Origin of the sequence: Mesorhizobium sp. Root102, assembly GCF_001425625.1 — a bacterium.
GTDB lineage: Bacteria > Pseudomonadota > Alphaproteobacteria > Rhizobiales > Rhizobiaceae > Mesorhizobium.
This window is the reverse complement of sequence record NZ_LMCP01000001.1, coordinates 1-25,229: the sequence shown is the minus strand read 5'-3', so window position 1 is coordinate 25,229 and position 25,229 is coordinate 1. Positions and strand designations below refer to the sequence as shown.

The window sequence follows — 25,229 nt, the reverse complement described above, 5'->3', positions numbered from 1 at the left end:
GGCGATGAGCCTCGACAACCGGCCGATCTATACCGGCGGCTGCCAGTGCGGGGCGGTGCGCTTTCGCGTTGAAGGCGCTCTCGGCGACGCTTCGGTCTGTCATTGCCGCATGTGCCAGAAGGCATTCGGCTCGTTTTACGCGCCGCTGGTTTCGGTGCGCGGCGCCAGGCTCGACTGGACACGTGGCGAGCCGAAATATTTCCGCTCGTCCAACCATGTCGATCGCGGCTTCTGCCCGGATTGCGGCACGCCGCTGACCTTCACTGCGCCGGACGGCGTTGGCCTTGCCATCGGTGCGTTCGACAATCCGGCGGAGATCGTGCCGCTGATCCAGTGGGGGATCGAGGCAAAGCTGCCCTATGTCGACTCGATCCCGCAACTACCGGGCGAGGACACCATGGCTGACTTGTCGTCGGCCTCCTATCTGGCCGATCTCGTTTCCTACCAGCACCCGGACCACGACACCGAACAATGGCCGCCAAAGGAAGAATCATGACCGAGACAGTACGAACCGGCGGCTGCCAGTGCGGTGCCGTGCGCTTTCGCATTCATGGGGCGCTCGGCCGCCCCTCGATATGCCATTGCCGCATGTGCCAGAAACAGTTCGGCTCGTTCTTCGGCGCGCTGGTCACTGTGCCCAGGGATGGCGTCGAATGGACCCATGAAGAGCCGAGCTATTTCCAGTCGTCGGTCAACATCGATCGTGGTTTCTGCGCCCGCTGCGGCACGCCGCTGACCTACCGGCAGCCCGGAGGGCTTGAGATCGCTATCGGTGCCTTCGACGACCGCTCCGATCTCGCCCCGCGGATCCAGGTCAACTACGCCGCGCGGCTGCCCTGGGTGGAGACGATCTTCGATCAGCCCGTCCATCAGGATCCCGACTACTATAACAGGCAGGAATCCATCATCTCCTTCCAGCACCCTGACCACGAAACAGCGGACTGGCCGACCAAGGGTTTGCAGCTATGAGCAGTCAATTGCGCACGCTTTATCCGGAGATCGAGGCCTTCGATTCCGGCATGCTCGATGTCGGCGACGGCCATCAGGTCTACTGGGAACGTTCCGGCACCAAAGGCGCCAAACCGGCGGTGTTCCTGCATGGCGGGCCGGGCGGCACCATTTCGCCAAAACACCGGCGGCTGTTCGACCCGAAGCTCTACGATGTCATCCTGTTCGACCAGCGCGGCTGCGGAAAATCGACGCCCAATGCCTCGCTCGAAGCCAACACCACCTGGCACCTGGTCGCCGACATCGAACGGCTGCGTGAGATGGCTGGCTTCGACCAATGGCTGGTGTTCGGCGGCTCCTGGGGGTCGACGCTTGCGCTCGCCTATGCCGAAACGCACCCCGAACGCGTCAGCGAACTGGTGGTACGCGGCATCTACACGCTGACGCGTGCGGAACTCGAATGGTACTATCAGTTCGGCGTCTCGGAGATGTTTCCGGACAAATGGGAGCGCTTCCTGGCGCCGATCCCGGAGGCCGAACGCGGCGACATGATGGCCGCCTACCGCAAGCGGCTGGTCGGGACGGATCGCAAGGCGCAGATCGAGGCGGCCCGCGCCTGGAGCCTGTGGGAAGGCGAAACGATCACGCTGTTGCCGGAGCCGGAGACCAGCGGACCGTTTGGGCAGGACGACTATGCCGTCGCCTTCGCCCGCATCGAGAACCACTATTTCGTCCATGCCGGCTGGCTTGAGGAAGGGCAGCTGCTGCGCGACGCGCACAAGCTGAGCGACATTCCCGGCACCATCGTCCATGGCCGCTACGACATGCCGTGCCCGGCGCGCTATGCCTGGGCACTGCACAAAGCCTGGCCAAAGGCGGATTTCCACCTGATCGAGGGCGCCGGTCATGCTTATTCGGAGCCGGGTATCCTTGACCGGCTGATCCGCGCGACGGACAAGTTTGCAGGCAAATGACCATGACCCGCGAGCGCCTCTATCTCTTCGACACCACATTGCGCGATGGCCAGCAGACGCCGGGCATCGACTTTTCCGTCGAAGACAAGATCGCCATCGCCAAACTGCTCGACGCTTTTGGTTTCGACTATGTCGAAGGTGGCTATCCCGGCGCCAACCCGACCGACACTGCCTTCTTCCAGGAGAAGCGCACGGAGCGCGCCCAATTCGTCGCCTTCGGCATGACCAAGCGGGCAGGGGTGTCGGTGTCCAACGATCCCGGCCTTGCGTCACTTGTGCAATCGAAGTCGGATGCCATCTGCTTCGTCGCCAAGAGCTGGGACTACCACGTCCGTGTCGCGCTCGGCTGCACCAATGAGGAGAACCTCGACGCCATCAAGGGTTCCGTCGAGGCAGCGATCGCGGCCGGCAAGGAGGCATTGGTCGACTGCGAGCATTTCTTCGACGGCTTCAAGGCCAATCCCGATTATGCGCTGGCCTGCGCCAGGACCGCTTACGATGCCGGTGCGCGCTGGGTGGTGCTGTGCGACACCAATGGCGGCACGCAGCCCTCGGAAGTCCGCGCCATCGTCGAGAAGGTTATTTCGTCCGGTATTTCAGGCGATCATCTCGGCATCCATGCCCATGACGACACCGGCCAGGCGGTCGCCAATTCGCTGGCCGCGGTCGAGGCCGGCGTGCGCCAGATCCAGGGCACGCTCAACGGCATCGGCGAGCGCTGCGGCAACGCCAACCTGATCTCGATCGTGCCGACCCTGGCGCTGAAGCCGGCCTTCGCCGATCGTTTCGAGACGGGCATTTCGACTGAGGCGCTGACCGGCATTTCGCGCCTGTCGCGCGCCTTCGACGAACTCTTGAACCGCGCCCCGGAAGCGCAGGCGCCCTATGTCGGCGCTTCCGCCTTCGCCACCAAGGCCGGTATCCATGCCTCCGCGCTGGCCAAGGAGCCGGCGACCTATGAGCATGTGCCTCCGGAAACGGTCGGCAACCGCCGCCGCGTCATGGTTTCGGACCAGGGCGGCAAGGCCAATTTCCTCGCCGAGCTGAAGCGGCGCGGCATCGAAGTGCCGAAGGACGATCACCGGCTCGACGCGCTGATATCCGTGGTCAAGGAACGCGAGGCCGAGGGCTACGCCTATGAGGGCGCCGATGCCAGCTTCGAACTCCTGGCTCGCAAGATGCTGCACGGCCTGCCGGAATTCTTCAACGTCACCTCGTTCCGCTGCATGGTCGAGCGCCGCTTCGACGCCAACGGCCAACTGAAGACGGTCTCCGAAGCGATCGTCAAAGTGGTGGTCGACGGCGAGGAGAAGATGTCGGTGGCCGAGGGGCATGGCCCGGTCAACGCACTCGACATCGCGCTGCGCAAGGACCTCGGCAAGTTCCAGGGCGAGATCGCCGACATGGAGCTTGCCGACTTCAAGGTGCGTATCCTCAATGGCGGCACCGAGGCGATCACCCGCGTCCTGATCGAATCGCATGACGGCACCGGCGCGCGCTGGTGGACGGTCGGCGTTTCCGAGAACATCATCGACGCCTCGTTCCAGGCGCTGATGGATTCCATCGTCTACAAGCTGATGAAGAACCGCGAGATGGCCGGGCTGGTCGCCGCCGAATAGGGTTGAACCATCAGCGAAAGTCCATTGATCCATCAGAACTTTGCGATGGTCTTGCCAGGGTGACTGGGCCATAGCGTTGGCCCATGGCCACTGAAGCAATTACCCTGGACGCGGATTCGAAGGCCCGGCGCGGTTTCCTGTTGGCACTGGGCGCCTATCTCCTGTGGGGGCTGTTGCCCTTCTACATGAAGGCGGTCGCTCATCTGCCGCTCGCCGAAGTCATTGCCCATCGCATCGTCTGGTCGGTGCCGATCGCCGCCGCGGTTCTGGTCTGGGCCGGCCGCACGGCGGATTTCAAGGCGGCACTTCGTTCGCCGCGCACCATCGCGATGGCCGCGCTGACGGCGGCGCTGATCTCGGTCAACTGGGGCATCTATGTCTGGGCGATCGCGGTCGACCGCACCGTCGAGACCGCGCTCGGCTACTACATCAATCCGCTGGTCAGCGTCGTCGTCGGCGCGCTGCTGCTTGGCGAGCGGCTCGACCGGCTGCAGATCGCGGCGGTGGCGCTGGCGGCCGTCGCCGTCGCCGTGCTGACCATAGAGGGTGGCAAGCTGCCCTGGGTGTCGCTGGCGCTGGCGTTTTCCTTCGCCGCCTACGGCTTCTTCCGCAAGACGCTGCCGATCGGCCCGAGCCAGGGCTTTCTGCTCGAAGTGCTTTTGTTGTCGGTGCCGGCGCTTGGCTACATCGTCTACCTGATCGCGACCGGACAGGACCACATCGTATCCAGCAGCGGTGCCGATATGGCGCTGCTGGTCGGCTGCGGTCCGGTCACGTCGATACCGCTCTTGCTGTTCGCCTTCGGCGCCAAGCTGTTGCGCCTCTCCACCATCGGCATCATGCAGTATATCGCGCCGACCATGGTGTTCCTGATCGCCGTGCTGATCTTCGACGAGCCTTTCGGCACCACCCAGGCCATCGCCTTTGCGCTGATCTGGGCAGCCTTGGCGGTGTATTCCTGGTCGATGTTGACGACAGCGCGCAGGGCTGCTGCCCGATAGGAGTTTCGATGTACCTGCTGCACATCGCCAACAAGAACTATTCCTCATGGTCGCTGCGGCCCTGGGTGTTGATGCGAGCGCTGGATATCCCATTCGAGGAGCGGCTGACGCCATTCCCGACCGGATCGAGCTGGAGCCTCTACCGGTCGTTCTCGCCGAGCGGCCGGGTGCCGTGCCTGATCGACGATGGCTGGGCGGTCTGGGATTCGCTGGCCATCGCCGAATATCTCGCCGAGCGCCATCATGGCGTGTGGCCTGTCGAGGCCAAGGCGCGCGCCTGGGCACGCTCGGCCGCCGCCGAAATGCATTCGAGCTTCACCGCACTGCGTGGCGCCTGTCCGATGAGTTGCGGCCTGCGCGTAAAACCGTTCCCGATGTCCGATGCCCTGAAACAGGATCTCTTCCGCCTCGGCGACCTCTGGAACGATGGCCTTGCCCGTTTCCGCGGGCCGTTTCTGGCCGGCGCTCATTTCACCGCCGTCGACGCTTTCTTTGCCCCGGTGGCGTTTCGCGCACAGTCCTATGGACTCTCCTTCGAGGGTGCGGCTGTAGCCTATCCAGCGCAGTTGCTCGCCCTGCCGGCGATGCGCGAATGGTATGCGGCTGGTCTTGCCGAGACCTGGCGCGAGCCCGACCACGAAGCGGAAGTCGCCGCCGCCGGCACCATCATCGAGGATTTTCGCGCGGTCTGAGCGCTTACATCCGCCCGAGGCGCCGGACGAACAGATAGGTACCCGCCGCGATGACCATCGACACGGCCGACACCACCCAGAACCCCATCGGCGTGTTGACCAGAGGCAGCCCGCCGACATTCATGCCGAACAGGCCGGAGATGATGGTCATCGGCAACAGCACCGCCGTCATCACCGACAGCACATAGAGCAACTGGTTCGACTGCGTCGTCAGCTTGGCCATCAACTCGTCCTGCAGCAGCCGGGCGCGCGCCTGCAGCTGTTCGCCGTCATAGTGGAGCGTCTGCGCACGGTGCGACAACCGAGCCGCCATGTCGTTGATTGTGTCAGGCAGGTCGTTGCGGTGCGAATGATCGAGATGGCGAAACAGATTGGTCAGCGTCGCCATCTGCCGGTGGATCACCACCAGGTGCCGGCGCGCGTCGACGAGGGATTGCCGCTCATTGTGCCATGCGTCGCAGACGATGCGATCCTCGATGCCGTCGAGACTGTCGCCGAGTGCCGCGAGTTCGGCCACCATGCCGTCGAACGACTGGCCGACGACCGCCTCGATCAGTTCGGCCGGCGAGCGGAACTTGCGCGATCCGTTCTCGATCGCCTTGCGGATGTTGTCGACCGACTGTAGCGGCTGTTTGCGGGCGCCGACCAGCATCGTGCCGTTGAGGGCGAAGCGGAAATGGCCGAGCCCGCCAGCTTCCGCCGAATAGTCGTGGCGCAGATCCGGCAGGTCGCCATAGAGCCAGTCGTCCTCGAGGTCGATATGGCAGCCATGGCTGGCGGACAGGAAGGCTTCGCGCACCTGAGCCGGCAAAGCCTGATCGGCGCCGATCTCATGGCGGGCGCGTATGTCGGAAAGCTGATAGCTGCGCCATGTCCAGTGCGCGGCGGCGGCGTCCCTCGTTCGCACGCCTTCGGTGGTAAAGTGGTAGATGAAAAACAACCCGTGCTCGTCGGGCAGGTAAGGCGACAGGTCGGTGCCTTCCGGGGCGAGAGCAATATCCATGGGCGCGTGCCAGATGCAGGTTTCGAACATGGCGCCGCATGGCGGTCGCCTAAGCTTGATTCATAGCACGCGCGAAGCCGGTTTCGTGTGACGGTTTCTTGACGGCCGATCACAGTCTGTCGATGACCCACGTCAATCCGGTGGTGACGCCTTCGCCACCCCCGGATTGTGCCCGTCAGTGCTTCGGGCCGAAGCCGGGGTAGGGCTTGAGCGGCACGATTGCGGCAATGTCCATCATGCCAGCCTTGACCAGTGGCAAGGTGGCGAGATGGCCGCGAACCTCTGCATCATCGGCTGCCTCGAACATCATGCCGCTGCTGCGCAGGTGGAAGGGCTTCGCCAGCGCACGCTCGATCTCGGCCTAATCTATTCGCCGCCGCCGGCCGACTATCCCGAAATTGCCTCGATGCTGGTCCGGCGCGAGCCGCTGGTGCTGGCGATACCCGATGGCGATGCGCTCATCGCTGTCGCCGATATCCGCCCGCATCATCTCGACGGCGCCACCTGGATCACCGTGGTGCGCCAGCCGGTCGACACCAACCGCGGCCAGTTCCTGGCCGCTTGCATCGAAGCGGGCTTCGTGCCCGACATCGCCTATGAGACGGCCGATCCCTTGACCTCGCTCGGCCTGGTCAGCGCTGGATTAGGCCTGGCAACGGAAGAGAGCCTGCGAAGCGCCGCGCCGCCGGGGAACGTCTTCCGCGACCTTCCCTGCTTCAAGCGCAGCGTGGCTATCCATCTCGCCTGGCGGCGGCAGGATCGGCGGGCGGTGATCGCCGGCTTACGGCAGGCTGCACAGGAGGGGCAGAAGGCAGTAGGCAGTGGGCAGTGGGCAGTGGGCAGTGGGCAGTGGGCAGTGGGCAGTGGGCAGTGGGGGAAGACACTCCAGGCAATTCACATATTGCCTTACTACCCTACTGCCTTACTCCCCTACAGCTTGTCGATCACCGACTGCACGCCCTCGGTCGGCGCATCGACGGAGGATCCAGCCACCATGATGGCGGCGACGATCGCTTCGGGATCGTCGACGACCAGCGGCTTGACCCGCTGCGCGGTGTGGATGAAGCCCTCGGCGGCCATGTGATCGAGCAACGCCAGCATCGGATCCCAGAATCCGCCGACATTGCCGAAGACGATCGGCTTGCGATGATGGCCGAGCTGCGCCCAGGTCATGACCTCGACGATCTCCTCGACCGTGCCGATGCCGCCCGGCAGCGCCACAAAGGCGTCGGATTTCTCGAACATCTTGTGTTTGCGCTCGTGCATGTTGTCGGTGATCAAGAGTTCATCGAGCCGGTCCAGCGCGGTTTCGGTCGCCTCCTTGTTGATCAGGAAGCGCGGAATGATGCCTGTCACCTTGCCGCCGGCCTTGAGCGCGCCTTCGGCGACGGCGCCCATGATCCCTTTGGTGCCGCCGCCATAGACCAGCCGCAGTCCGGCTTTGGCAATCGAGCGCCCGAGCAGGTGTCCGGCCTTTATATAGGTTTCATCGCGGCCCGGAGACGAGCCGCAATAGACGCAGACGGATCGAATCGTGTTCATGGCGATGATTGGTGATTGGGTCTGAAAGCGCGGTCAAGCCCCAAGGGTCAACAAGGGCGGGCTTTTTCTTGTCGGCTTTGGCAAAACAGGCTAGACCGGCGTTAGGTGGCTAAGGGGTAGGCAAATATGGCAGTTAATCCATTGAAGGCGTTCCTGTTCGCGGCGGGTGGGACCGTTGCGGCCGCGGGAACCGCCTATGTATCGGGCGCACTCGACCCGTATCTCAATCGCACGCCGCCGGCGAACGTGGCGGCGCTGACGCCGCCCGCGGCGCCGAAGCCGGCCGATCCCGGCACGGAAGCGCGGCTGCCGCCAGCGGAGGTCCCGGCTGCTCCCGCTGCGGTGCCCCAGGCAACGGCACCGGCCGCACCGGCAACGGATGCGGCGGCTCCGGCAGCGCCGGCCGCGGCCGGCCCGATCGCACCGTCCTTCGATGTCGTGCGCGTCGAAAGCAATGGCTCGATCGTCGTTGCCGGCAATGCGGCGCCGAACACGAAGGTGGAGATCCTCAACGGCTCGACGGTGCTTGGCTCGACGGTTGCCGGTCCGGATGGCGCCTTTGTCATCATTCTCGACGATCCGCTGAAGCCTGGCGACTATACGATCGCGCTGCGCGCGACTACGGGCGATGTCGTGACGCCCTCGGTGCAGACCGCCGTCGTTTCGGTTCCCAAGGATGCGGCCGGCCAGGTGCTGGCCATGGTCGAGGAGCCTGGCAAGCCGGCCGAACTGCTCACCGTTCCCGCGCCCGAGACAAAGCCGGCAGCACTGGCTGCGGGCGACCAGGCTGCCGCACCGGCTGCTCCCGCGGCCGAAGCGCCCGCAACCGCTCCGGCACCAGCCGCTCCAGCACCAGCCGTGGTTGAAGCAGCAACTGCTCCGGCAGCGCCGGCGACGCCGCCGGCGGCAGCCGTGGCCGAGCCAAAGATCGTCGTCGAGGCGGTCGAGATCGACGGCAACAAGATCTTTGTCGCTGGCCTAGCCGATGCCGGCCGCAAGGTGCGAGCCTATGCCAACGACATCCTGCTCGGGGACGCGCAGACATCGCCGGACGGCCACTTCCTCGTCGAGGCGACGCGCGACATTCCGGTCGGCAGCTACACCATCCATGTCGACGGTCTCGATACCGACGGCGTGAAAGTGGTGGCCCGCGCCGCCGTGCCGTTCGAGCGCGAGCCGGGCGAAGCGATCGCCGCCGTGGCGCCTGCCGAGATCAAGCCTGCCGAAGCAAAGCCGGCCGCACCTGCCGCTGCGGAAGCGCCCCCGGCACCAGCTGTTGTCGCGGCTGCCCCTGCAGAACCCGCACCGGCTCCCGCCACACCAGCAACAGAGGCGCCGGCCGTTGCCACGGCACCGGCCGAGACGGCACCGGCCACGATGCCGGCTCCCCCCACCGAGGCTCCGGCCGTTGCGGCGGCGACGCCGCCAGGCGATGTGCCCGAGACCGTGGCGCCCAAGCTCGAACATGCCGACGGCGCCGTCATCATCCGCCGCAACGACACGCTGTGGCGGATCTCGCGGCGCGTCTACGGCCATGGCGTGCGCTTCTCGACCATCTACCTCGCCAACCAGGACCAGATCAGCGATCCCGACCGCATCTGGCCGGGGCAGGTGTTCAAGGTCCCGGAAAAGTCGAAGGAAGGCGAAGCCGCCGACCTCAAGGCAATGGGCGAGCAGGCGACGACGGCGCCGGCCAAGGCGCCGTAGGGTTTCAGCGACTAGCCGATCTCCCCCACGAGGAGGAGATTGGCAGTTCCAGCGCTCTGCCCGTTCTTGTGCGAGCTATCTACCCATCGGCATAGCTTGCCCCATGCCTTCCCATCGTTTATCGCCGATAGACGATGACCGAATCCCTAGCTGAAATAGGTATGCCCGGCCGCGCCCTGGACAGCCGCACCGTTGCCGCCCGGCTGGCAGCGCTTTCGCACCCGGCGCGGATTGAAATCCTGAAGCACCTGTCGGCCAGCAGCTCCTGTTGCTGCCGCGAAGTCGTCGATCGTTTCGATCTGGCGCAGTCCACCGTGTCGCAACACCTGAAGATACTGGTCGAAGCAGGGCTGGTGCGCTTCGAGCCTGATCGCCAGCGCTCGCGCTATGCGGTCGACCACGCCGCGCTCGCCGACGTCTCGGCGTCGCTGACCGCGCTCGTCAATTCCTGCTGCTCCGGCCGCTAGACCATGATCCCGAAAAGTGGACCCCGGTTTTCGGACGAGATCATGGTCAAAAAGACATAAGAAGAAGGCACAAGAAATGGCCGAAAAAACCGTCTCCGACTCCTCGACCTTCAAGACGTTGCTCAACCTGTGGCCCTACATGTGGCCGGCGGACCGCGCCGATCTGAGAGCCCGGGTCACCTGGGCAACGCTGTTGCTGGTCATCGCCAAGCTGACGCTGGTCGCCGGTCCCTATTTCTTCAAATGGGCGACCGACGCGCTCGCCGGTGATGCCAAATCGGTGCCGCCGCTGCCGACTTTTCTGCTGGCGCCCGTCATGCTGGTCGTCGCCTACAATGTCGTGCGCCTGGTGCAGCTAGGCTTCAACCAGCTACGCGACGCGCTGTTTGCCCGCGTCGGCCAATATGCTGTGCGCCAGCTCGCCTTCCGCACCTTCGTCCACATGCACCAACTGTCGCTGCGCTTCCACCTGGAGCGGCGCACCGGCGGCCTGTCACGCATCATCGAGCGCGGCACCAAGGGCATCGAGACGATCGTGCGCTTCATCATGCTCAACACGGCGCCGACCATCCTCGAATTCTCGCTGACCACCGGCATCTTTGCCTACACCTATGGTTGGAAATATGTGGTCGTCGTCGCGGTCACCGTCTGGGTCTATGTCTGGTTCACGGTCCGCGCCAGCGACTGGCGCATCTCGATCCGCCGCGACATGAACGACAGCGACACCGACGCCAACACCAAGGCGATCGACTCGCTGCTCAATTACGAGACGGTCAAATATTTCAACAACGAAGGCATGGAGGCCGAACGCTTCGACCGCTCGATGGCGCGCTACGAGGTTGCCGCGACGCGCATCTGGACCTCGCTCGGCTGGCTGAACTTCGGCCAGGGCATCATCTTCGGCCTCGGCACGGTCATCGTCATGTGCATGTCGGCGCTCGAGGTGCAGGCCGGCACGCAGACGGTCGGCGACTTCGTCTTCATCAACGCCATGCTGATGCAGCTGTCGGTGCCGCTCAATTTCATCGGCTTCATCTACCGCGAAATCCGCCAAGGGCTGACCGATATCGAGCAGATGTTCGATCTTTTGGATGTGCCGCAGGAGATCGTCGACAAACCGGACGCCAGGCCGCTCGCGGTCAGCGCCGGCAAGGTCGAGTTCCGCGACGTGCATTTCTCCTATGACCCGAACCGCAAGATCCTGAAGGGCATCAGCTTCGAGGTGCCGGCCGGCAAGACCGTCGCCATTGTCGGGCCCTCGGGCGCCGGCAAGTCGACCATCTCGCGGCTACTGTTCCGCTTTTACGACGTGCAGGGCGGCCAGGTGCTGATCGACGGCCAGGACATCAGGGACGTGACGCAGGAGAGCCTGCGCGGCGCGATCGGCATGGTGCCGCAAGACACTGTGCTGTTTAACGACACCATCGCCTACAACATCCGCTATGGCCGCATCGGCGCCAGCGAGGAGGATATGCGCAAGGCGGCCGAACTCGCCCAGATCGGGCCGTTCATCGAGCGATTGCCCGATGGCTACAAGTCGATGGTCGGCGAGCGCGGGCTGAAGCTTTCGGGCGGCGAGAAGCAGCGCGTGGCGATCGCCCGCACCATCCTGAAAGCGCCGCCGATCCTGATGCTCGACGAAGCGACCTCGGCGCTCGACAGCCACACCGAGCAGGAAATCCAGGCCGCGCTCGATCTGGTCAGTCGCGGCCGCACCACCATCGTCATCGCCCACCGCCTGTCGACGGTGATTACCGCCGATGAGATCATCGTGCTGCAGGATGGCCAGATCGCCGAGCGCGGCACCCATGCCGAACTGATGCGCAAGCATGGCCTCTATGCCTCGATGTGGGACCGCCAGCGCGAGGCGACCGAAGCCGAGGAGCGGCTGCGCATCGCCCGCGAGGGCGACGAGCTTGGCGTCATCGTTCGCCGGCGGACGTCGGAGGTGTCATAGGCGATGGAGTGCCAATCTCCCCCACGAGGGGACATCGGCAGCGTCGCCATCCGAGCCATTCCACAGATCAGCTGAAATTTCCGCTTGACCTCAACTTAAGTTGAGATTGTAGGCCGTTCTTGGAGCCCGGAAACAACCTGATCCAAGAACGGAACAATCGAAATGAGCAAGACAAATCAGAGCGTTGATGGTGGCAGCGTGTTCAGGGTGGACAAGTTCGTCGTCCCGGCCGCCGCTCGCGAAGAGATACTCACCAAGGTCCGGACAACGCATGAATTGCTGCGCCTGCAACAAGGCTTCGTGCAGGATTTCCTGCTCGAGCAATTCTCAGGGCCGGGCGAATTCAACCTTGTGACGATCGTCGAATGGGAAAGCCAGGCGGCCGTCGACGATGTCGTGCCGATCGTCAAGGCGGCGCACGAGCGCATCGCCTTCGACCCGCAGGAGACGATTGCCCGGCTCGGCGTGCGCGCCGATATCGCCAACTATCAGCGGGTGCCGGGGCTGTAGTAAGGCTCCTTACGGCCAACCGACGCCAGGTGCCGGCGCTTCCACGCTGAGCACCTGGCCTGTGCGGGCGCCGCTGACCATGTGTTCGAACCCGCGCCATTCGGCGGCGAGGATGAACAGCGTTTTCCTGTCGGTGCCGCCCAGCATGCAGGCAAAGCAGCCGCGATCGACGGTGACCGTCTGCAACACCTCATCGCCTTCGCGCACCCGCACGCAGTGCTTGTTGGGCACATCCGCGTACCAGACCGCCCCTTCGGCATCGAGGCAAATGCCGTCGGGATAGCCGTCGAGATCGGCCCAGACCCGTCGGTTGGCCAGGCTGCCGTCGGCGGCGATGTCGAAGGCGGTCAACCGGTTGGCGTGGGATTCTGCGACGATCAGCGTCTTGTTGTCCGGGGTCACCGCCATGCCATTGGCAAAGGCGATGTTCTCGGCCACCTGTCGAACCGCGCCATCGGGGCCGATCAGCGCGATGGTGCCGGGGCCGAAATGCTCGCCCGACGCCGGCGCCGGTCCGCCGCCATTGACATAGACGTTGCCGCGCCCATCGACGACGGTCTCGTTCCAAGGGCTTTTCGACAGGGGTCGCAGATCGGCGTGGGTGACAAGCGCGCCATCGGCTTCCTGCCGCAGCAGCAAGCCTTCACGACCTGACACAACGAGCAGACGACCATCGGGCAGCCAGTCGATGGAGTAGGGCAGGACAGCCGGCACGGTAAGCGTAACCTCGCGGTTGCCGTCGGCATCGACGGCGACGATCTCGCCGGTGCCCCAGTTGCAGAGCCAGAGGCGCCCGTCATGCCAGCGCGGCGATTCCCCGAAGGCGAGGCCGGCGGTGACGACACGAGCTTTGTTGCCTGATGATGTCTGCATGATCGGGAGCCTCCACATTGCGCGCGCCATCGGCCCTTGCGGGTGTGATGAAGCGCTTTCTCCCCAAGGACGGACGAGGAGGAGGTCTCCCGACAGCGGCCTAATGCTTTTTGCTCAGGAAAAAATGCCATCGGCACGCCTATTGGCGCCGCATGAAGGCGGCTCCGTACGACCCTCCTTGCCGGTGCCGCACTGCTCTTGGCGCAGTCGAAGGACGGCTTGGCTTGACCGAATGCGCTGCCGTTCAATACAGGCAAGGTAACCAGACCTGCACTCATGGCAGCCGATCGCCTGGCAATGCGCTGCGCGTTGCTTGGGTTCCGCATCATGGGCGGCCGACCTTTTCTCCGCGATTTGACCCGGCGGCGGTCCGAATTCTGGCGAGAATGATGCCGATGGGCAAGCGCATCGTCCCTTCTCCCCGTTGCGTCCGAAGCTACCTTGCCGATTGTTGCGTTGCGGCGAGGGGGGCTTTCGGCTATTGAGGCCGCAATTGAAACGGAGCCTGCCCCAGCCCGATGAGCCTTGTCGATACGGTCAAGAACGCGTTCGTACCGATCCATCGCGAAGGCTATCCCTTTATCGCGGCCTTTGGCGCGGCAACCCTTTTCCTTGGCTATTTCTCGTCGATCCTGTTCTGGATAGGCCTTATCCTGACGGCCTGGTGCGTCTATTTCTTCCGTGATCCCGAACGCGTCACGCCGGTCGACGATCGCCTCGTGGTCAGTCCCGCCGACGGCATCATTTCGGCGGTCGGGCCGGCCGTGCCGCCGCGCGAACTTGGCCTCGGCAACGTCGAAATGACCCGCATCTCGGTGTTCATGAACGTCTTCTCCTGCCACGTGAATCGCGCTCCGGTGCGCGGCCGCATCGCCAGGATCGAGCATCGGCCTGGAAAATTCCTCAATGCCGAACTCGACAAGGCAAGCACCGAGAACGAACGCAACGGCTTGGTCATCGAAAGCCCCAATGGCACGATAGCCGCCGTCCAGATCGCCGGCCTGGTGGCGCGGCGCATCGTCTGCTGGGCCGAGGCCGGCGGCTCGATCGCCATCGGCGAGCGTTTTGGCCTGATCCGCTTCGGCTCACGTGTCGATGTGTTCCTGCCCTTGACCGCCACGCCGCGTGTTGCCGTTGGTCAGACGGCGGTCGGCGGCGAAACCGTGCTGGCCGAATTCGGCGGTGTGGCCGGCACCCCCCTCGTGCGGATTTCCTGACGGTGGGCACGCAATACAAAAAGTTCGAGGCCCATGCCAGCGGCGGTCCGCGCATCCGCGAGATCCCGATGCGCATGGTGCTGCCCAACCTCGTCACCGTGCTTGCCATCTGCGCAGGCCTGTCCGGCATCCGCTTCGGTTTCGAAGGCCGCTTCGAGCCGGCGGTGGTGATGGTGCTGCTTGCCGCCTTCCTTGACGGCATTGACGGCCGCCTGGCGCGGATGCTGAAGGCGACTTCCAAATTCGGCGCCCAGATGGATTCGCTGGCCGACATCGTCAATTTCGGAGTGGCCCCGGCTCTGGTACTCTATGCCTTCCTGCTCGACCGCGCCGGCTCGCCGGGCTGGATCGCAGCACTCCTGTTCGCCATCGCCTGTGGGCTGCGCCTCGCCCGTTTCAACGTTCTCGACGACGAGAAGGGCGATCGCCCCCTGTGGCAGTCCGAATATTTCGTCGGCGTGCCGGCGCCGGCGGGCGCCGTGCTGGTGATGCTGCCACTCTATCTCTATTTCCTGCGCACCGGGCTGGAGCCCAGTCGTCCAGCGGCCTTCGTCGCCACTGGCTTCACCATCCTGGTCGCCTTTCTGCTGGTCAGCCGGCTGCCGGTCTATTCCGGCAAGAGCCTGAGAATTCCGGGCGACAGGGTGTTGCCGATCATCCTCGGTGTCGTGCTCTACGTGCTCCTGCTGATGACCTATCCCTGGTACACGCTGACCGCTTCGGTCGCCGGCTACCTGATCTTCCTGCCGTTCAGCGTGCGCGCCTATTCCAAGCGCGCCAAGCGCGAGGGCGAGAAGGTGCCGCCCTCCGATATAGGTTAGAAAATTCGCCGAAATGCTTGATTTGACTCAGGCCGCCACGCCGAGCCCCAGCCTGTCGATCGCCAGTTTCCTCGTCGACACATAGTCGGTCTTGCCGGACCCCAGCACCGGGATTTCCTCGACTTTGACGATGTCGTTCGGCACCATCAGTTCGGCTGCACCCGCCTGTTTGCCGAACTTGCGCAACTCATCCGGGTTGGCATCGTCGGCGGTGGTGACCAGTACGATGCGCTCGCCACGCCGCTTGTCCGGCACGGCCACAGCTGCATGGCGTTCTTCCGGCCACAGCGACTGCACCAGCATCTCGACCGCACCCAGCGACACCATCTCGCCGGCGATCTTAGCGAAGCGCTTGGCGCGGCCCCGGATGGTGATGAAGCCTTCGCGGTCGACGGCAACGATGTCGCCGGTGTCGTGCCAGCCGGTCAGCGGCTGCAACTCACCGGGGCGGTCCGATGTCATGTAGCCCATCATCAGGTTCGGTCCGTCGAGCCACAATTGGCCGGCATCGCTGATGCCTTCGACCGGCTCGAGCTTCATGCGCATGGCCGGCAGCAGCCGCCCCACCGTCCCGTCGCGGCCATGGATGGCCGTGTTGACGGCAACCACCGGTGCTGCCTCGGTCAGCCCGAAACCTTCGATGATCTCGGCCTGGAAGCGTTCGCGATAGACGCGGCGGGTTTCCGGCTTCACCGCCTCGGCGCCGGCGACGACGAAGCGCAGGCTGGAGAAATCGCCGTCCTTGGCGGTGCGCGCATAGTTGGCGAGGAACGTATCGGTGCCGAACATGATGGTCGGTTTCACCTTGCGCGCCACCTCGGGGATGATCTTGTAGTGCAGCGGCGAAGGGTAGAGGAACAGCTTTACCCCGGTGACCAGCGGTAGGATCGTGCCGCCCGTCAGGCCGAAGGAGTGGAACACCGGCAGCACGTTGAGCAGGATGTCGGCGGGTGAGATGGTGATGCGCGCCTCGGCCTGCATGGCATTGGCAAGCAGGTTCTTGTGCGACAACACGACCGCCTTCGGCGTGCCTTCCGAGCCGGAAGTAAACAGGATCACCGCCGGCTTGGTCGCATCCTGCCGCTGCAGCGGCCAGCGCCACAGCAAGGCGGCGGCGAGCTTGTCCAGCGCGGTGACGCTCTCCCGCACGTCCTCCAGCCACAGCAGCTTTGCACCGCCCTTTTCGACCGCCGCGACGATATCGGCGAGGTCAGCCTTCTCGACGAAGGCACGCGATGAGATGACTGTGCGGATCACCGCGGTGCGCACGGCCGCAGTGACGCTCGCCGGGCCGGCCGTGTAGTTGATCATCGCCGCCACCCGGCCGGTCGACAGAAGGCCGGTGAGCGACAGCACGACCCCATTGGCGTTGGGCAGCATCAGCCCGACCGCTTCGCCTGGCGCCGTGATCGCCTCGAAGCGGCGGCCCAGGACGCGGGCGCCAATGAACATCTTGCGGTAGCTCAACGCACCCGAGATGACGTCCTCGATGATCGTGTGCGAAGCGCCGACGCGGTCGGCGGCATCGCGCATGGCCAGGAACAGGCTGCGATCGAGGTCGGTGCCGAAAAGCCGCGCCTCGGCGACACGGTCGAACAGCGCATTGGTGTTCGAGGCCTGGTCGGGATTGCGAGCCATCAGTTCGGCGATCGTCATCGGCTCCAGCACGCTGATCGACAGCTGCGGAAACCAGTGCCGTGGTGCCTTGTCCGCCGGCATCAACGACACCGGCAGGCAGCGCGCGCCGCCGACGAAGATCGGCACGATCATGGCGTCGGCCTGCATGGCGATGCGGGTGACCGCCCGAAACAGCCGAAACGTCTTGACGTCGGGCTCGACGGCATCCGGCAGATAAACGGCGAGCCGGCCTTTGCCTTTGAGTACGCGCACCAGCCGGCGGCTGACGAAGAGGTGTTCGGCGTTGAAGGCGATGGTGCGGCCAAGCTCTCGCCACGGTTCGAGCCAAGGCGAGCGCGCCGAGACCTCATCGAGAATATGCAGCGTATCGTCCGGCAGAAGCGACAGCATCAGCGCCGGTTCGAAACGCGATTGATGCGAGATGACGTAGATGACCGGGGCCTGCGCCTTGCGGGCGATGCTGATGCGGGAGTCGGCGATCCGGTAGGCGAGCTTGAACGGCACATAGAGCAGCGCCTGGGTGAAGCGCAGGCCGAGGCGGAATTTTTCCACCACGCCGATCAGCAACCAGGCCAGAACAAGACCCGCAAGCAGCGCCAGTGTCAGGACCATGCCGCGTCTCTCCCAACGATTTTGTCATCTCGGCTCTTTCGCGGCCGCTTCGGCCAGAACCTAGACGATGTGGGAGCAAGGTCAATGCGGATGAATACGCCTCTTGCCTTCCCCCCCTTGTGTGGGGGAAGGGGAGTCGGCGCTGCTCACGACGCCTTCAACCGTCCGCTGATGAAACGGAACTCCTGCGTCTTGCCGCCATAGCCGTAAGCGGCGGCCGGCACTTCATGCACGAAGGCGTAGCTTTCCTCGTGTACGCCGCCCAGCAGGCGGCCGAAGGCTGCGAAGATCGCTTTCAGATAGGCCTCCAGCTCAAGCTTGGTGTTGGTGCCGTCGACCACCTTGATATCAAGCCAGAACGTGTTGGAGCCATGCTCGGCCAGCGACTTGCCGCCGGCGAACCAGTGCTGCGGATCGATATAGGACACGGCGACGGCTGTGATCGTCGGATCCTTGCGCAACTGCGTCGCGGTGATTTCGGTGACCTCCTTTGCGATGCTGGCGGAAAGAGCCGCGTCGGGCTTGCCGGTGACGCTGACGGTGATGATGGGCATTTCTCTTCTCCTTGGTTCGAGCGGCGTCTGATCGCCGTTGGAAGGAGCATGTCATCATCCTTAGGTCAAAAAAATCGAATTGTTTTTGATTGAAGATTCGATATTATCGAATTATGGAAACGCTCGATCCTGATCTGCTCAGAACCTTCCTTGCTTTCGTCGACAGCGGCTCGCTGGCCCAGGCGGCTTCAAGCGTCGGCCGTTCGCCCTCGGCGGTGACCGCCCAGATGCAGCGGCTGGAGGAAATCGTCGGCGAGCCGCTGCTGGCGCCGCAAGGGCGGGGGCGCGGCCTGACGCCGGCGGGTGAGGACCTCGTCGGTCATGCCAGGCGCATCCTTGCAGCACATCGCGAGGCCTGGCTGGCACTGAAGGGCGCGCGCGCTGCCGGACGCGTCGCCATCGGCACGACGCAGGATTTCGCCGACAGCGGCCTGCCGGACCTGCTGCGTGCCTTCGCCGCCAGTCATCCGCGTGTCAGGATCGAACTGCGGGTCGGCCGTTCCGCCGAACTGGCGCAGGCGCTGCAGTCTGGCGGCCTCGATCTGGCGATCGTCATGCGCCAGGCCGCGGCGTCGGACGAAGTCGGTGTGCTGCGCGAGCCGATGATATGGCTATGCTCACAGAAGGGGCTGGCCACGCGGCAAGAGGAATTGCCGCTGGCGCTGCTCGATCCGTATTGCGGTTTTCGCGAAGCAGCACTTGCCGCACTCGATGCTGCCGGCCGCCGCTACCGCATCGCTGCCGGCAGTGCCAGCCTGGCCGGCCTGCGCACGGCCGTGAACGCCGGTGTCGCGCTGACGCTGCGAACGGCCCGCTTTGCCCATTCCGGCATTGTCGAGGCGCCGCGCGAGCTTGGCCTGCCGCAGGTTCCGATGGCTGAGTTCGCAATCCGGCTGCGTGCCGGTGCCGGTGGTTCGGCAGCCGATCTGGCAACCCTGCTCAGCGGCAACCTTGCCTTGTCGGTCGGCTGAATGCCCAAAGAAAAAGCCGACCTTGCGGTCGGCTTGGAGGTAGGACGGGCCGAGGGGTTTGGGGGGACTTGGGGATGGCCCGTCGCACCAACAATGCCTTGACCCCTATGATGGTTCCGTGACTGTGTCACTTTTTAAGAAATATTTGACGCCATGCGCAGCGAGCGGGCCATCAGCCAATCCCGCCCCGCATGGGCAAACACCGCACACAGCACGATGGCGCCGCCGATCATGCTGGCGGCCGGCGCAATCTCGCCCAGGAACAGGAAGGCAAACAGGATCGCGAACGGCACTTCCGCCGAGCCGAGCAGCCCGGATTCCGCCGGCGGGATGAGCCGCGCGCCCTCCGTCCAAAGGATCGAGGAGAGTGCGAAGGACGCGCCGAAAGTGGCGAGCAGAACGGCATCCCTTGGCGAAACCGCCAGCGGATCGGTGACGACCCAACCGAGCACGAACAACAGGAAGGCCGACACCGCACCGGCCCACACCACGGGCGTGTCGCGGAAGGCGCGCACCATGATCATGTAGAGGCCGCTGCCGATGGTCATCAGCAGTGCCAGTCCGTCGCCGAACAGATTGCCGGTGCCGAAGCCGGACCAGACCATGATCGCCACGCCGCACAGCGACACGGCGGCGGCAATCATCGTCTGCAGTCGGAACGGTTCGCGCGTCAGAACCCAGGCCAGCAGCGCGGTGACAAAGGGCGCGGTGGCGTAGATGACGGCGACATTGGCAACGAAGGTGAACTTGAACGCGGAGATGAAGGCGATGCTGGCCAGCGCCCCTTCCACCGCCAGCAGCCAGCCGCGCCAGCCAAGCCGCAGCGTTTCGCGCTTGCCGGAACGGTGACGCCGCCAAAGCACATACAGGCTGATCAGGATCGCGCCGACAAAGCCGCGCCAGCAGATGATGGTCAGCGGGTCGGCATGGATCGACTTTGTCAGAACGCCGGTCAGGCCGAAGACGGCGGCCGAGGACGACACCAGGATGATGCCGAGCGTACGCTCCGCGGCGGTGTCGGTGGCAGCTGCAATGTCAGTCATGCGGTAAACCTACGCCGTTTGGTCCTGACATCGTAGTGTCAGCAATGACGGTGGCCACATCATAGCCGTTTGCGGAAATGCTCGGTGCCGACGATCAGCAGGCCGGCGACGACGATCAGGGCAGCACCCAGGAACACCTCGCGGCGCGGCACGTCGCCCCAGATCGCAAAACCGAGCGCGAACGCCCACAACAGCGAGGTGTATTCCAGCGGCGCCAGGACCGAGGCCGGCGTGCGCTTCATGCCTTCGAAGAGAAGATATTGCGCGAGGCCGCCGAGCGCGCCGACGCTGGCAAGCAGCAGCAACTGGGTCCAGTCGGGTGTCTTCCACCACAACAGCGCCGGCACCGCCGAAAACAGCAGGAAATAGAAATTGTTGAGCAGGAGTTGGATCATCGAACGCTCGGCAAGGGCGGTCCTGCGCAAGAGCACGATGGCGATGCCCCACAAAAAGGCGGCCGCCAGCACCAGCAGCACCGGCACGGACAGGCCGAGATGGGTCGGATCGCAAGCGACGAACACGCCGACAAAGCCGATCAGCACCGCCAGCCAGCGCAGCATCGGCACCTTTTCGCCGAGCATCACCACCGAAAGCACGGTGACGATGATCGGCGCCGCATAATAGACGGTAGTCAGTTCGGCCAGCTGCAGGCTGCGTGCGGCGTTGTAGTAACAGAGCCAGGCGGCAAGCGTGAAGGCGCTGCGCACCAGCATCGGCCGCACGATCGGCGAGCGCACTGTGTCGGCAAACAGCTGTCGCCCGCCTATCGCCGCGCAGGCGCCCAGAATGGTGATGCTGCGGAAGAACATGATCTGCCAGACGCTCATTCCAACGACCAGCAGCTTGATCGAAGCATCTTGCGTCGAAAACAGGAGATAGGCCGCACCGGTCAGCAGGATGCCGGCAAGAACCCGCTCGCGTGCTTCGAGAATGGCGATATCGGCCATAAGGCGCATGGGACCAAAATTGCCGGAGCGGCAGAAATGCTGTGAGGAGCGACACGAGGGACCTGGGAATTCAGCTCCCTCGGCACCAAGCTATATGGGCGAAAGTCGGTACAGCGCTACGCCAGCCCCGTGCTTGTGTTGGGGCAGGGGTTCCATGGCGAGCCGCATTGTCGCAAAGCTTACTGCGTCGCCTGGTAAAGCTCCAAAGCGGCCTCTTTCAGGGCGCGCCGACCATCGGATCTGAAATACATCATGTGCCCGCCCTCGACGACATCGAGACGGATAGGCTTGGCATTGGCGAGCGACGGGATCTGGTTCACCAGATAGCGCGAGGCGAGGTAAGGTGTGACAAGGTCGGTGTAGCCGTTGACGATCACGACGCCGAGCGAAGGGTTCAGCGAGCGCGCGCGCTGCAGATCGTCCATCACCCCGGCATAGCCTTGCCGTGAGGCGCTGGTCCCGTAATCCCAATTGTGGCTGATTTCGCCATTGAGCAGCCGATAGCTGACGTCGGTGCGGAAATTCAGTTCGTCGCTGATATAGCCGACGAAAGCCGACGTCAGCGCAGGCACGCTGCGGTCGAGCACTGGATCCGGGCCGGCGATGCGGGCGCTCTCGGGCGCGATGTCGGCCGTGCCGATCGTGGCGTCATATGGGCTGAGCACTTTGCCGCTGGCATGCGCGAATTCCCTTGCGAACAGGCCGGTCGGGATGCGGGCGGAGTTCCGCTGCACGAGGTCGAGCGGCAGGCCGGTGATGTCAGCCACGCGTTGGCTTGCCAGGCGCTTGCCTTGCTCCAGTCCGCTGGTGAGCGCGGTAAGGTAATCGCCCAGCGCATAATGCTCGACTTCGCCCAGCTTCTCCCGCAACGCATCGCCGCTGACGCCTTCGGCGCGTAGGCGCACCGCCGCCATCGAAGGCAGTTCGAGCGCCCAATGCAGCGGCTCGAATTCGTCGGGCTGTACCAGCGTGAACTCCAGCGCCGGCGAGATAAGCACGATGCCGTTCGGACTGATGCCGATATCTTCTTGCAATGTCCTGGCGAGCAGCGCCGCACGGAACCCGCCATAACTTTCGCCGGCGAGGAACAGCGGCGATCCGGTGCGGCCGTTCTGCGCGAGATAGAGCCGGATGAAGGCGCCTATCGAACTGGCATCCTGATTGACGCCCCAGAAGTCGTGCGTGTCCTGGCCAGGTGCCTCGCGGCTATATCCGGTTCCGACCGGATCGACGAAGACGAGATCGGTCATGTCGAGCCAGCTGTCCGGATTGTCAATGAGTCTTTGCGGTGAGGGCAGGAATTCGCCGTCGGACCCCGTCGCGATTATCCGCGGACCGAGCGCGCCGATATGCAGATAGGCGGAAGCTGCTCCAGGGCCGCCGTTGAACACGAAGGTGATCGGCCGATGCGGGTCTTTGGCCCCGCTTGCCGGTGGCTGCAGCGTGTAAGCGACATAGAAAATCTCCGCCGTGACGTCGCCCTTGCCGGACAGCAGCGACAGGGTGGCGGCCTTTGCCTTGTAATCCAGCTGGCGCCCGGCAAGGGTGATCGAATGGTTGGTGGTCTGCGGCGGCGGCAGCAGGGACAGCACGCCGCCCGAGGGTGCCGGCCGCTCCGCTGTTTCAGCCAGGACGGGCTGCGCCAGGGCAGCAAGCAGCGGCAGGATAAGGAAGATCAGTTTCAGCTTGACCGGCATGATGGCTCCGCGAGAACGACTCCCGCATAGGTATGGCCGAGATGATCGAAGTCAAAGGAAATGGCAGTATGGTTGAACAACTGACACTGCCGCGTTTCCTTCACGTCTCCCTTCGTCCTGCCGGACAACTCCTGGCAGACGGAGACTGGCAGGGTCTTCGGCCACGCCGTTGGCGACGTTGACGATGGGCGAAAGCCGGCGTGACATCCGCTCTTCCCTTTGCGGACAGATGTCCGGCTGGACAGAGGGGGGCGCCGTTGGCCCGTATTGCTGAATGGCATTGCCATCTCGTGGCGATCGGCGCAACTCTTGACGGATGGGTTTATGCAGGCGGCGGAAACAGTCGACGAAGGGACAGCGGATGGATGCGACCGAATTGAAGGCCATGCAGGCGCCGCTGAAGCAGGCCTATCGTGACGATGCTTCGCAGGCCCTGATCACGCTTCGCGCCAAGGGCTCGATCGACGACCAGTCGGTTGCCTGCAAGGTGGAGACGGGCAGGGCGCTCGCCATCGCCGGACTGCATCCGGCAACAGGCGGCTCAGGCCTCGAGCTCTGCTCGGGCGACATGCTGCTGGAGGCCTTGGTGGCCTGCGCCGGGGTGACGCTGAAGGCGGTGGCGACGGCGCTCGAGTTCAAGCTCGGCGCCGCCACGGTGGAGGCCGAAGGCGATCTTGATTTTCGCGGCACGCTCGGTGTCGCCAAGGATGCGCCGGTCGGCTTTCGCGCCATCCGGCTCAATTTCAACCTCGACACAAACGAGCCGCAGGAGCGGATAGACTCGCTGCTTAAGCTGACCGAGCGCTATTGCGTTGTGTTCCAGACCATCAGCCAGAAGCCGGAGCTGACGGTGAGTGCACGGCGTTGAGGATCTCCCCCTTGAGGAGGAGATGTCGCCGAAAGCGACAGAGGGGGTCGGCACGACGGGACGCGACCTCCTAAGTTGAAAAGAGGATACCGGCGCTCCACGCGCGGCGACCCCCTCTGGCCTGCCGGCCATCTCCCCCWCGAGGGCATATGCGCTAAGATAGCTTCGGCATGGACTGAAATTTGCGCTTTCGAGGTGGCTCACGCCATCGATGTCGCAAGGCATGGAGATTTTGGCGCAGGNGGGCATATGCGCTAAGATAGCTTCGGCATGGACTGAAATTTGCGCTTTCGAGGTGGCTCACGCCATCGATGTCGCAAGGCATGGAGATTTTGGCGCAGGGTTGCCAAGGGCGGTTGAGCAAAGATCGCTGCGATCAGCGAGGCGACGATCTGGCGGGTGGCGCGCCACAGCAGCGGGCGCCCGTCGCTCAAGGGGGAGAGACACCCAACTCCTGCGAAAGGGGTTCGGTCACAAGCGCGATGAGGAAGTGAGCAAGAATCCAAGGCTTTGCGATCCTTGGGTCTTTGGCGGGAGGCGCGCGCAGTCCGATCAGGCTCTTCAGACGCTTGAAGGCGAGCTCGATGCGCCAGCGCATGCGATAGAGCTTGAGAACTGTGCCGGAGGGAAACTCCTCCTGGTCAAGCGAGGTCACAAGGATGACAAAGCCGGCGGCAATCAGCGTCTCCGGTTGAACCTGCTTGCCCTTGGCCTTGGCTTCCTTGTTGATTTTGCGCCGCGCTTCTTGTGTCGCGGCCTCGGATTTGCGCAAGGCGATCAGGCGCATCTTCAGGGGCTCGCCCTTCTTGAGGCCCAGCCAGACAGGCGTTTCGATGACCTCCTCCCGGCAGCTCTTCAGGTGGCCGATGAGATCGAACGCCTTGCCGTTGGCGTCGAGCCATCGCACATTCTTCCACGGCGCGCGCACGACAACGTCGCCGTCTTGCGCCATGACCTTTGCGATCCGCTCGGCCTGCAGATAGGCGCGGTCGCCAATGCGGATCTCGCCCGGCACCACCGGCACGCGGTCGATCAGCTCGGCCTCGCTCTGGTCGGTGATCTCGAGGAAATCGAACTGCTCGCGCTCAAGATCGAAGGCGCAGTGCATACGCCAAAGGCCATTGTTCTTCTTCTCATGCACACCCGCCTTGGCAACCGATGTCGCATCGAGGATGCGGATCAGCCGGCCCTTAGGCAAGCCTTCCTCCTCGCGCTTCAAAAGGTGCCCGATCAACTGCTGCAGCCACGGCCCTGCATTGCGCAGTCGGCCGAGCAACGCCACGTCCGAGATGTCGGCGATCCCGCTTGCCGCCGCCCAGGCCACGACGCCCCGCATGCCCACCTTGCCAAGGCAGTAAGCCAGTGTCAGGCGCAACAGATCAGTAGCCGACCTGACGCCCCGCGGCCGCAGAAACGCCTTCGTCTCGCGGGCACTCCCCGCAATCAACTCTTCACCGCCGAGGAGCTCAATCGTCTCGGCCCAGCCGTCATCTACAAGCGATTCGTGAGTCATCGCAGTGTAGAATCACAACCGATTCCCCACTGCAACACCTATCTTAGCGCATATG

23 protein-coding genes and 1 pseudogene are annotated in these 25,229 nt (G+C 64.2%); 15 read left to right on the top strand and 9 right to left on the bottom strand.

Annotated features, from left to right (window positions below; translation table 11 throughout):
• Positions 1-4 precede the first annotated feature (4 nt).
• The 6 genes from ASD12_RS00115 (at position 5) to ASD12_RS00090 (ending at position 5,234) form a co-directional block, all read left to right on the top strand.
• Positions 5-496 carry a GFA family protein gene (locus ASD12_RS00115; RefSeq protein WP_056580412.1) on the top strand — a complete coding sequence of 164 codons (492 nt, stop codon included), beginning with the start codon at positions 5-7 and terminating at the stop codon, positions 494-496.
• Entirely contained in the window at positions 493-969 is a 477-nt protein-coding gene (locus tag ASD12_RS00110; protein WP_082525169.1) for a GFA family protein, read from the top strand. The genes ASD12_RS00115 and ASD12_RS00110 overlap by 4 nt, the downstream gene beginning before the upstream one ends.
• The gene (pip, locus tag ASD12_RS00105; protein WP_056580407.1) at positions 966-1,922 is read left to right on the top strand and encodes a prolyl aminopeptidase; all 957 of its coding nucleotides are present in this window, start codon (positions 966-968) and stop codon (positions 1,920-1,922) included. Before ASD12_RS00110 ends, pip begins: the two co-directional genes overlap by 4 nt.
• The gene (cimA, locus tag ASD12_RS00100; RefSeq protein WP_200950979.1) at positions 1,919-3,541 is read left to right on the top strand and encodes a citramalate synthase; all 1,623 of its coding nucleotides are present in this window, start codon (positions 1,919-1,921) and stop codon (positions 3,539-3,541) included. The genes pip and cimA overlap by 4 nt, the downstream gene beginning before the upstream one ends.
• A gap of 83 nt (positions 3,542-3,624) precedes the next feature.
• Entirely contained in the window at positions 3,625-4,542 is a 918-nt protein-coding gene (rarD, locus tag ASD12_RS00095; RefSeq protein ID WP_056580399.1) for an EamA family transporter RarD, read from the top strand.
• Between the two features lie 8 nt (positions 4,543-4,550).
• A complete protein-coding gene (locus tag ASD12_RS00090; RefSeq protein WP_056580396.1) occupies positions 4,551-5,234 on the top strand; it encodes a glutathione S-transferase family protein in 684 nt (227 codons plus the stop codon).
• A 4-nt stretch (positions 5,235-5,238) separates the two neighbouring features.
• Here ASD12_RS00090 and ASD12_RS00085 read toward each other — a convergent pair whose 3' ends face one another.
• Positions 5,239-6,237 (bottom strand): transporter, encoded by a 999-nt coding sequence (locus ASD12_RS00085; protein WP_056581882.1) that lies wholly within the window; start codon positions 6,235-6,237, stop codon positions 5,239-5,241.
• A gap of 268 nt (positions 6,238-6,505) precedes the next feature.
• On the opposite strand from ASD12_RS00085, the pseudogene ASD12_RS32600 reads away from it, so the two are divergent.
• A pseudogene (locus ASD12_RS32600) lies at positions 6,506-6,979 on the top strand (LysR family substrate-binding domain-containing protein); the annotation flags it as partial.
• 188 nt (positions 6,980-7,167) lie between these two features.
• On the opposite strand, the gene ASD12_RS00080 reads toward ASD12_RS32600, so the two are convergent.
• On the bottom strand, positions 7,168-7,779 hold the full coding sequence (locus ASD12_RS00080) for a TIGR00730 family Rossman fold protein (RefSeq protein WP_056580393.1): 612 nt from the start codon (positions 7,777-7,779) through the stop codon (positions 7,168-7,170).
• Between the two features lie 126 nt (positions 7,780-7,905).
• Here ASD12_RS00080 and ASD12_RS00075 point away from each other — a divergent pair, with 126 nt between their 5' ends.
• The 4 genes from ASD12_RS00075 to ASD12_RS00060 all read left to right on the top strand — a co-directional run bounded on the left by ASD12_RS00075 (position 7,906) and on the right by ASD12_RS00060 (position 12,420).
• On the top strand, positions 7,906-9,486 hold the full coding sequence (locus ASD12_RS00075; RefSeq protein ID WP_056580390.1) for a LysM peptidoglycan-binding domain-containing protein: 1,581 nt from the start codon (positions 7,906-7,908) through the stop codon (positions 9,484-9,486).
• A gap of 134 nt (positions 9,487-9,620) precedes the next feature.
• Positions 9,621-9,953, top strand: a complete 333-nt coding sequence (locus ASD12_RS00070; RefSeq protein ID WP_056580387.1) for a metalloregulator ArsR/SmtB family transcription factor — start codon at positions 9,621-9,623, stop codon at positions 9,951-9,953.
• A gap of 76 nt (positions 9,954-10,029) precedes the next feature.
• A complete protein-coding gene (locus ASD12_RS00065; RefSeq protein ID WP_056580384.1) occupies positions 10,030-11,910 on the top strand; it encodes an ABC transporter ATP-binding protein/permease in 1,881 nt (626 codons plus the stop codon).
• 162 nt (positions 11,911-12,072) lie between these two features.
• Positions 12,073-12,420: a hypothetical protein gene (locus ASD12_RS00060; RefSeq protein ID WP_056580381.1), complete on the top strand. Its 348-nt coding sequence runs from the start codon at positions 12,073-12,075 to the stop codon at positions 12,418-12,420.
• Between the two features lie 9 nt (positions 12,421-12,429).
• Here the strand turns inward: ASD12_RS00060 and ASD12_RS00055 are convergent, their stop codons facing one another.
• Positions 12,430-13,293: an SMP-30/gluconolactonase/LRE family protein gene (locus tag ASD12_RS00055; protein ID WP_056581881.1), complete on the bottom strand. Its 864-nt coding sequence runs from the start codon at positions 13,291-13,293 to the stop codon at positions 12,430-12,432.
• 518 nt (positions 13,294-13,811) lie between these two features.
• On the opposite strand from ASD12_RS00055, the gene ASD12_RS00050 reads away from it, so the two are divergent.
• A complete protein-coding gene (locus ASD12_RS00050; protein ID WP_056580378.1) occupies positions 13,812-14,510 on the top strand; it encodes a phosphatidylserine decarboxylase in 699 nt (232 codons plus the stop codon).
• Positions 14,511-14,584: 74 nt separating this feature from the next.
• Entirely contained in the window at positions 14,585-15,331 is a 747-nt protein-coding gene (locus tag ASD12_RS00045) for a phosphatidylcholine/phosphatidylserine synthase (RefSeq protein WP_244482723.1), read from the top strand.
• 27 nt (positions 15,332-15,358) lie between these two features.
• Here ASD12_RS00045 and ASD12_RS00040 read toward each other — a convergent pair whose 3' ends face one another.
• Both ASD12_RS00040 and ASD12_RS00035 read right to left on the bottom strand, forming a co-directional pair.
• Positions 15,359-17,581 carry an AMP-binding protein gene (locus tag ASD12_RS00040; RefSeq protein WP_056580370.1) on the bottom strand — a complete coding sequence of 741 codons (2,223 nt, stop codon included), beginning with the start codon at positions 17,579-17,581 and terminating at the stop codon, positions 15,359-15,361.
• A gap of 146 nt (positions 17,582-17,727) precedes the next feature.
• A complete protein-coding gene (locus ASD12_RS00035) occupies positions 17,728-18,135 on the bottom strand; it encodes a 4-oxalocrotonate tautomerase family protein (protein ID WP_056580367.1) in 408 nt (135 codons plus the stop codon).
• Positions 18,136-18,248: 113 nt separating this feature from the next.
• Between ASD12_RS00035 and ASD12_RS00030 the strand changes: the two genes are divergently transcribed.
• Entirely contained in the window at positions 18,249-19,106 is an 858-nt protein-coding gene (locus ASD12_RS00030) for a LysR substrate-binding domain-containing protein (protein ID WP_056580363.1), read from the top strand.
• A gap of 134 nt (positions 19,107-19,240) precedes the next feature.
• Here ASD12_RS00030 and ASD12_RS00025 read toward each other — a convergent pair whose 3' ends face one another.
• The 3 genes from ASD12_RS00025 to ASD12_RS00015 form a co-directional block, all read right to left on the bottom strand.
• Positions 19,241-20,149 carry a DMT family transporter gene (locus ASD12_RS00025; RefSeq protein ID WP_056580360.1) on the bottom strand — a complete coding sequence of 303 codons (909 nt, stop codon included), beginning with the start codon at positions 20,147-20,149 and terminating at the stop codon, positions 19,241-19,243.
• 59 nt (positions 20,150-20,208) lie between these two features.
• Positions 20,209-21,096, bottom strand: coding sequence for a DMT family transporter (locus ASD12_RS00020; RefSeq protein ID WP_056580357.1), 888 nt, complete (start codon positions 21,094-21,096; stop codon positions 20,209-20,211).
• A 179-nt stretch (positions 21,097-21,275) separates the two neighbouring features.
• Positions 21,276-22,793, bottom strand: coding sequence for an alpha/beta hydrolase (locus tag ASD12_RS00015; RefSeq protein ID WP_056580354.1), 1,518 nt, complete (start codon positions 22,791-22,793; stop codon positions 21,276-21,278).
• A gap of 361 nt (positions 22,794-23,154) precedes the next feature.
• Here ASD12_RS00015 and ASD12_RS00010 point away from each other — a divergent pair, with 361 nt between their 5' ends.
• A complete protein-coding gene (locus tag ASD12_RS00010; protein WP_056580352.1) occupies positions 23,155-23,661 on the top strand; it encodes an OsmC family protein in 507 nt (168 codons plus the stop codon).
• A 430-nt stretch (positions 23,662-24,091) separates the two neighbouring features.
• Here the strand turns inward: ASD12_RS00010 and ASD12_RS00005 are convergent, their stop codons facing one another.
• Positions 24,092-25,174 carry a transposase gene (locus ASD12_RS00005; RefSeq protein WP_056580349.1) on the bottom strand — a complete coding sequence of 361 codons (1,083 nt, stop codon included), beginning with the start codon at positions 25,172-25,174 and terminating at the stop codon, positions 24,092-24,094.
• Positions 25,175-25,229: the final 55 nt, after the last annotated feature.

Coding starts and splice junctions, on each gene's coding strand:
- ASD12_RS00115 (WP_056580412.1), top strand. CDS start 5: ATGAGCCTCGACAACCGGCCGATCTATACCGGCGGCTGCCAGTGCGGG.
- ASD12_RS00110 (WP_082525169.1), top strand. CDS start 493: ATGACCGAGACAGTACGAACCGGCGGCTGCCAGTGCGGTGCCGTGCGC.
- pip (WP_056580407.1), top strand. CDS start 966: ATGAGCAGTCAATTGCGCACGCTTTATCCGGAGATCGAGGCCTTCGAT.
- cimA (WP_200950979.1), top strand. CDS start 1,919: ATGACCATGACCCGCGAGCGCCTCTATCTCTTCGACACCACATTGCGC.
- rarD (WP_056580399.1), top strand. CDS start 3,625: ATGGCCACTGAAGCAATTACCCTGGACGCGGATTCGAAGGCCCGGCGC.
- ASD12_RS00090 (WP_056580396.1), top strand. CDS start 4,551: ATGTACCTGCTGCACATCGCCAACAAGAACTATTCCTCATGGTCGCTG.
- ASD12_RS00085 (WP_056581882.1), bottom strand. CDS start 6,237: ATGGATATTGCTCTCGCCCCGGAAGGCACCGACCTGTCGCCTTACCTG.
- ASD12_RS00080 (WP_056580393.1), bottom strand. CDS start 7,779: ATGAACACGATTCGATCCGTCTGCGTCTATTGCGGCTCGTCTCCGGGC.
- ASD12_RS00075 (WP_056580390.1), top strand. CDS start 7,906: ATGGCAGTTAATCCATTGAAGGCGTTCCTGTTCGCGGCGGGTGGGACC.
- ASD12_RS00070 (WP_056580387.1), top strand. CDS start 9,621: ATGACCGAATCCCTAGCTGAAATAGGTATGCCCGGCCGCGCCCTGGAC.
- ASD12_RS00065 (WP_056580384.1), top strand. CDS start 10,030: ATGGCCGAAAAAACCGTCTCCGACTCCTCGACCTTCAAGACGTTGCTC.
- ASD12_RS00060 (WP_056580381.1), top strand. CDS start 12,073: ATGAGCAAGACAAATCAGAGCGTTGATGGTGGCAGCGTGTTCAGGGTG.
- ASD12_RS00055 (WP_056581881.1), bottom strand. CDS start 13,293: ATGCAGACATCATCAGGCAACAAAGCTCGTGTCGTCACCGCCGGCCTC.
- ASD12_RS00050 (WP_056580378.1), top strand. CDS start 13,812: ATGAGCCTTGTCGATACGGTCAAGAACGCGTTCGTACCGATCCATCGC.
- ASD12_RS00045 (WP_244482723.1), top strand. CDS start 14,585: ATGGTGCTGCCCAACCTCGTCACCGTGCTTGCCATCTGCGCAGGCCTG.
- ASD12_RS00040 (WP_056580370.1), bottom strand. CDS start 17,581: ATGGTCCTGACACTGGCGCTGCTTGCGGGTCTTGTTCTGGCCTGGTTG.
- ASD12_RS00035 (WP_056580367.1), bottom strand. CDS start 18,135: ATGCCCATCATCACCGTCAGCGTCACCGGCAAGCCCGACGCGGCTCTT.
- ASD12_RS00030 (WP_056580363.1), top strand. CDS start 18,249: ATGGAAACGCTCGATCCTGATCTGCTCAGAACCTTCCTTGCTTTCGTC.
- ASD12_RS00025 (WP_056580360.1), bottom strand. CDS start 20,149: ATGACTGACATTGCAGCTGCCACCGACACCGCCGCGGAGCGTACGCTC.
- ASD12_RS00020 (WP_056580357.1), bottom strand. CDS start 21,096: ATGGCCGATATCGCCATTCTCGAAGCACGCGAGCGGGTTCTTGCCGGC.
- ASD12_RS00015 (WP_056580354.1), bottom strand. CDS start 22,793: ATGCCGGTCAAGCTGAAACTGATCTTCCTTATCCTGCCGCTGCTTGCT.
- ASD12_RS00010 (WP_056580352.1), top strand. CDS start 23,155: ATGGATGCGACCGAATTGAAGGCCATGCAGGCGCCGCTGAAGCAGGCC.
- ASD12_RS00005 (WP_056580349.1), bottom strand. CDS start 25,174: ATGACTCACGAATCGCTTGTAGATGACGGCTGGGCCGAGACGATTGAG.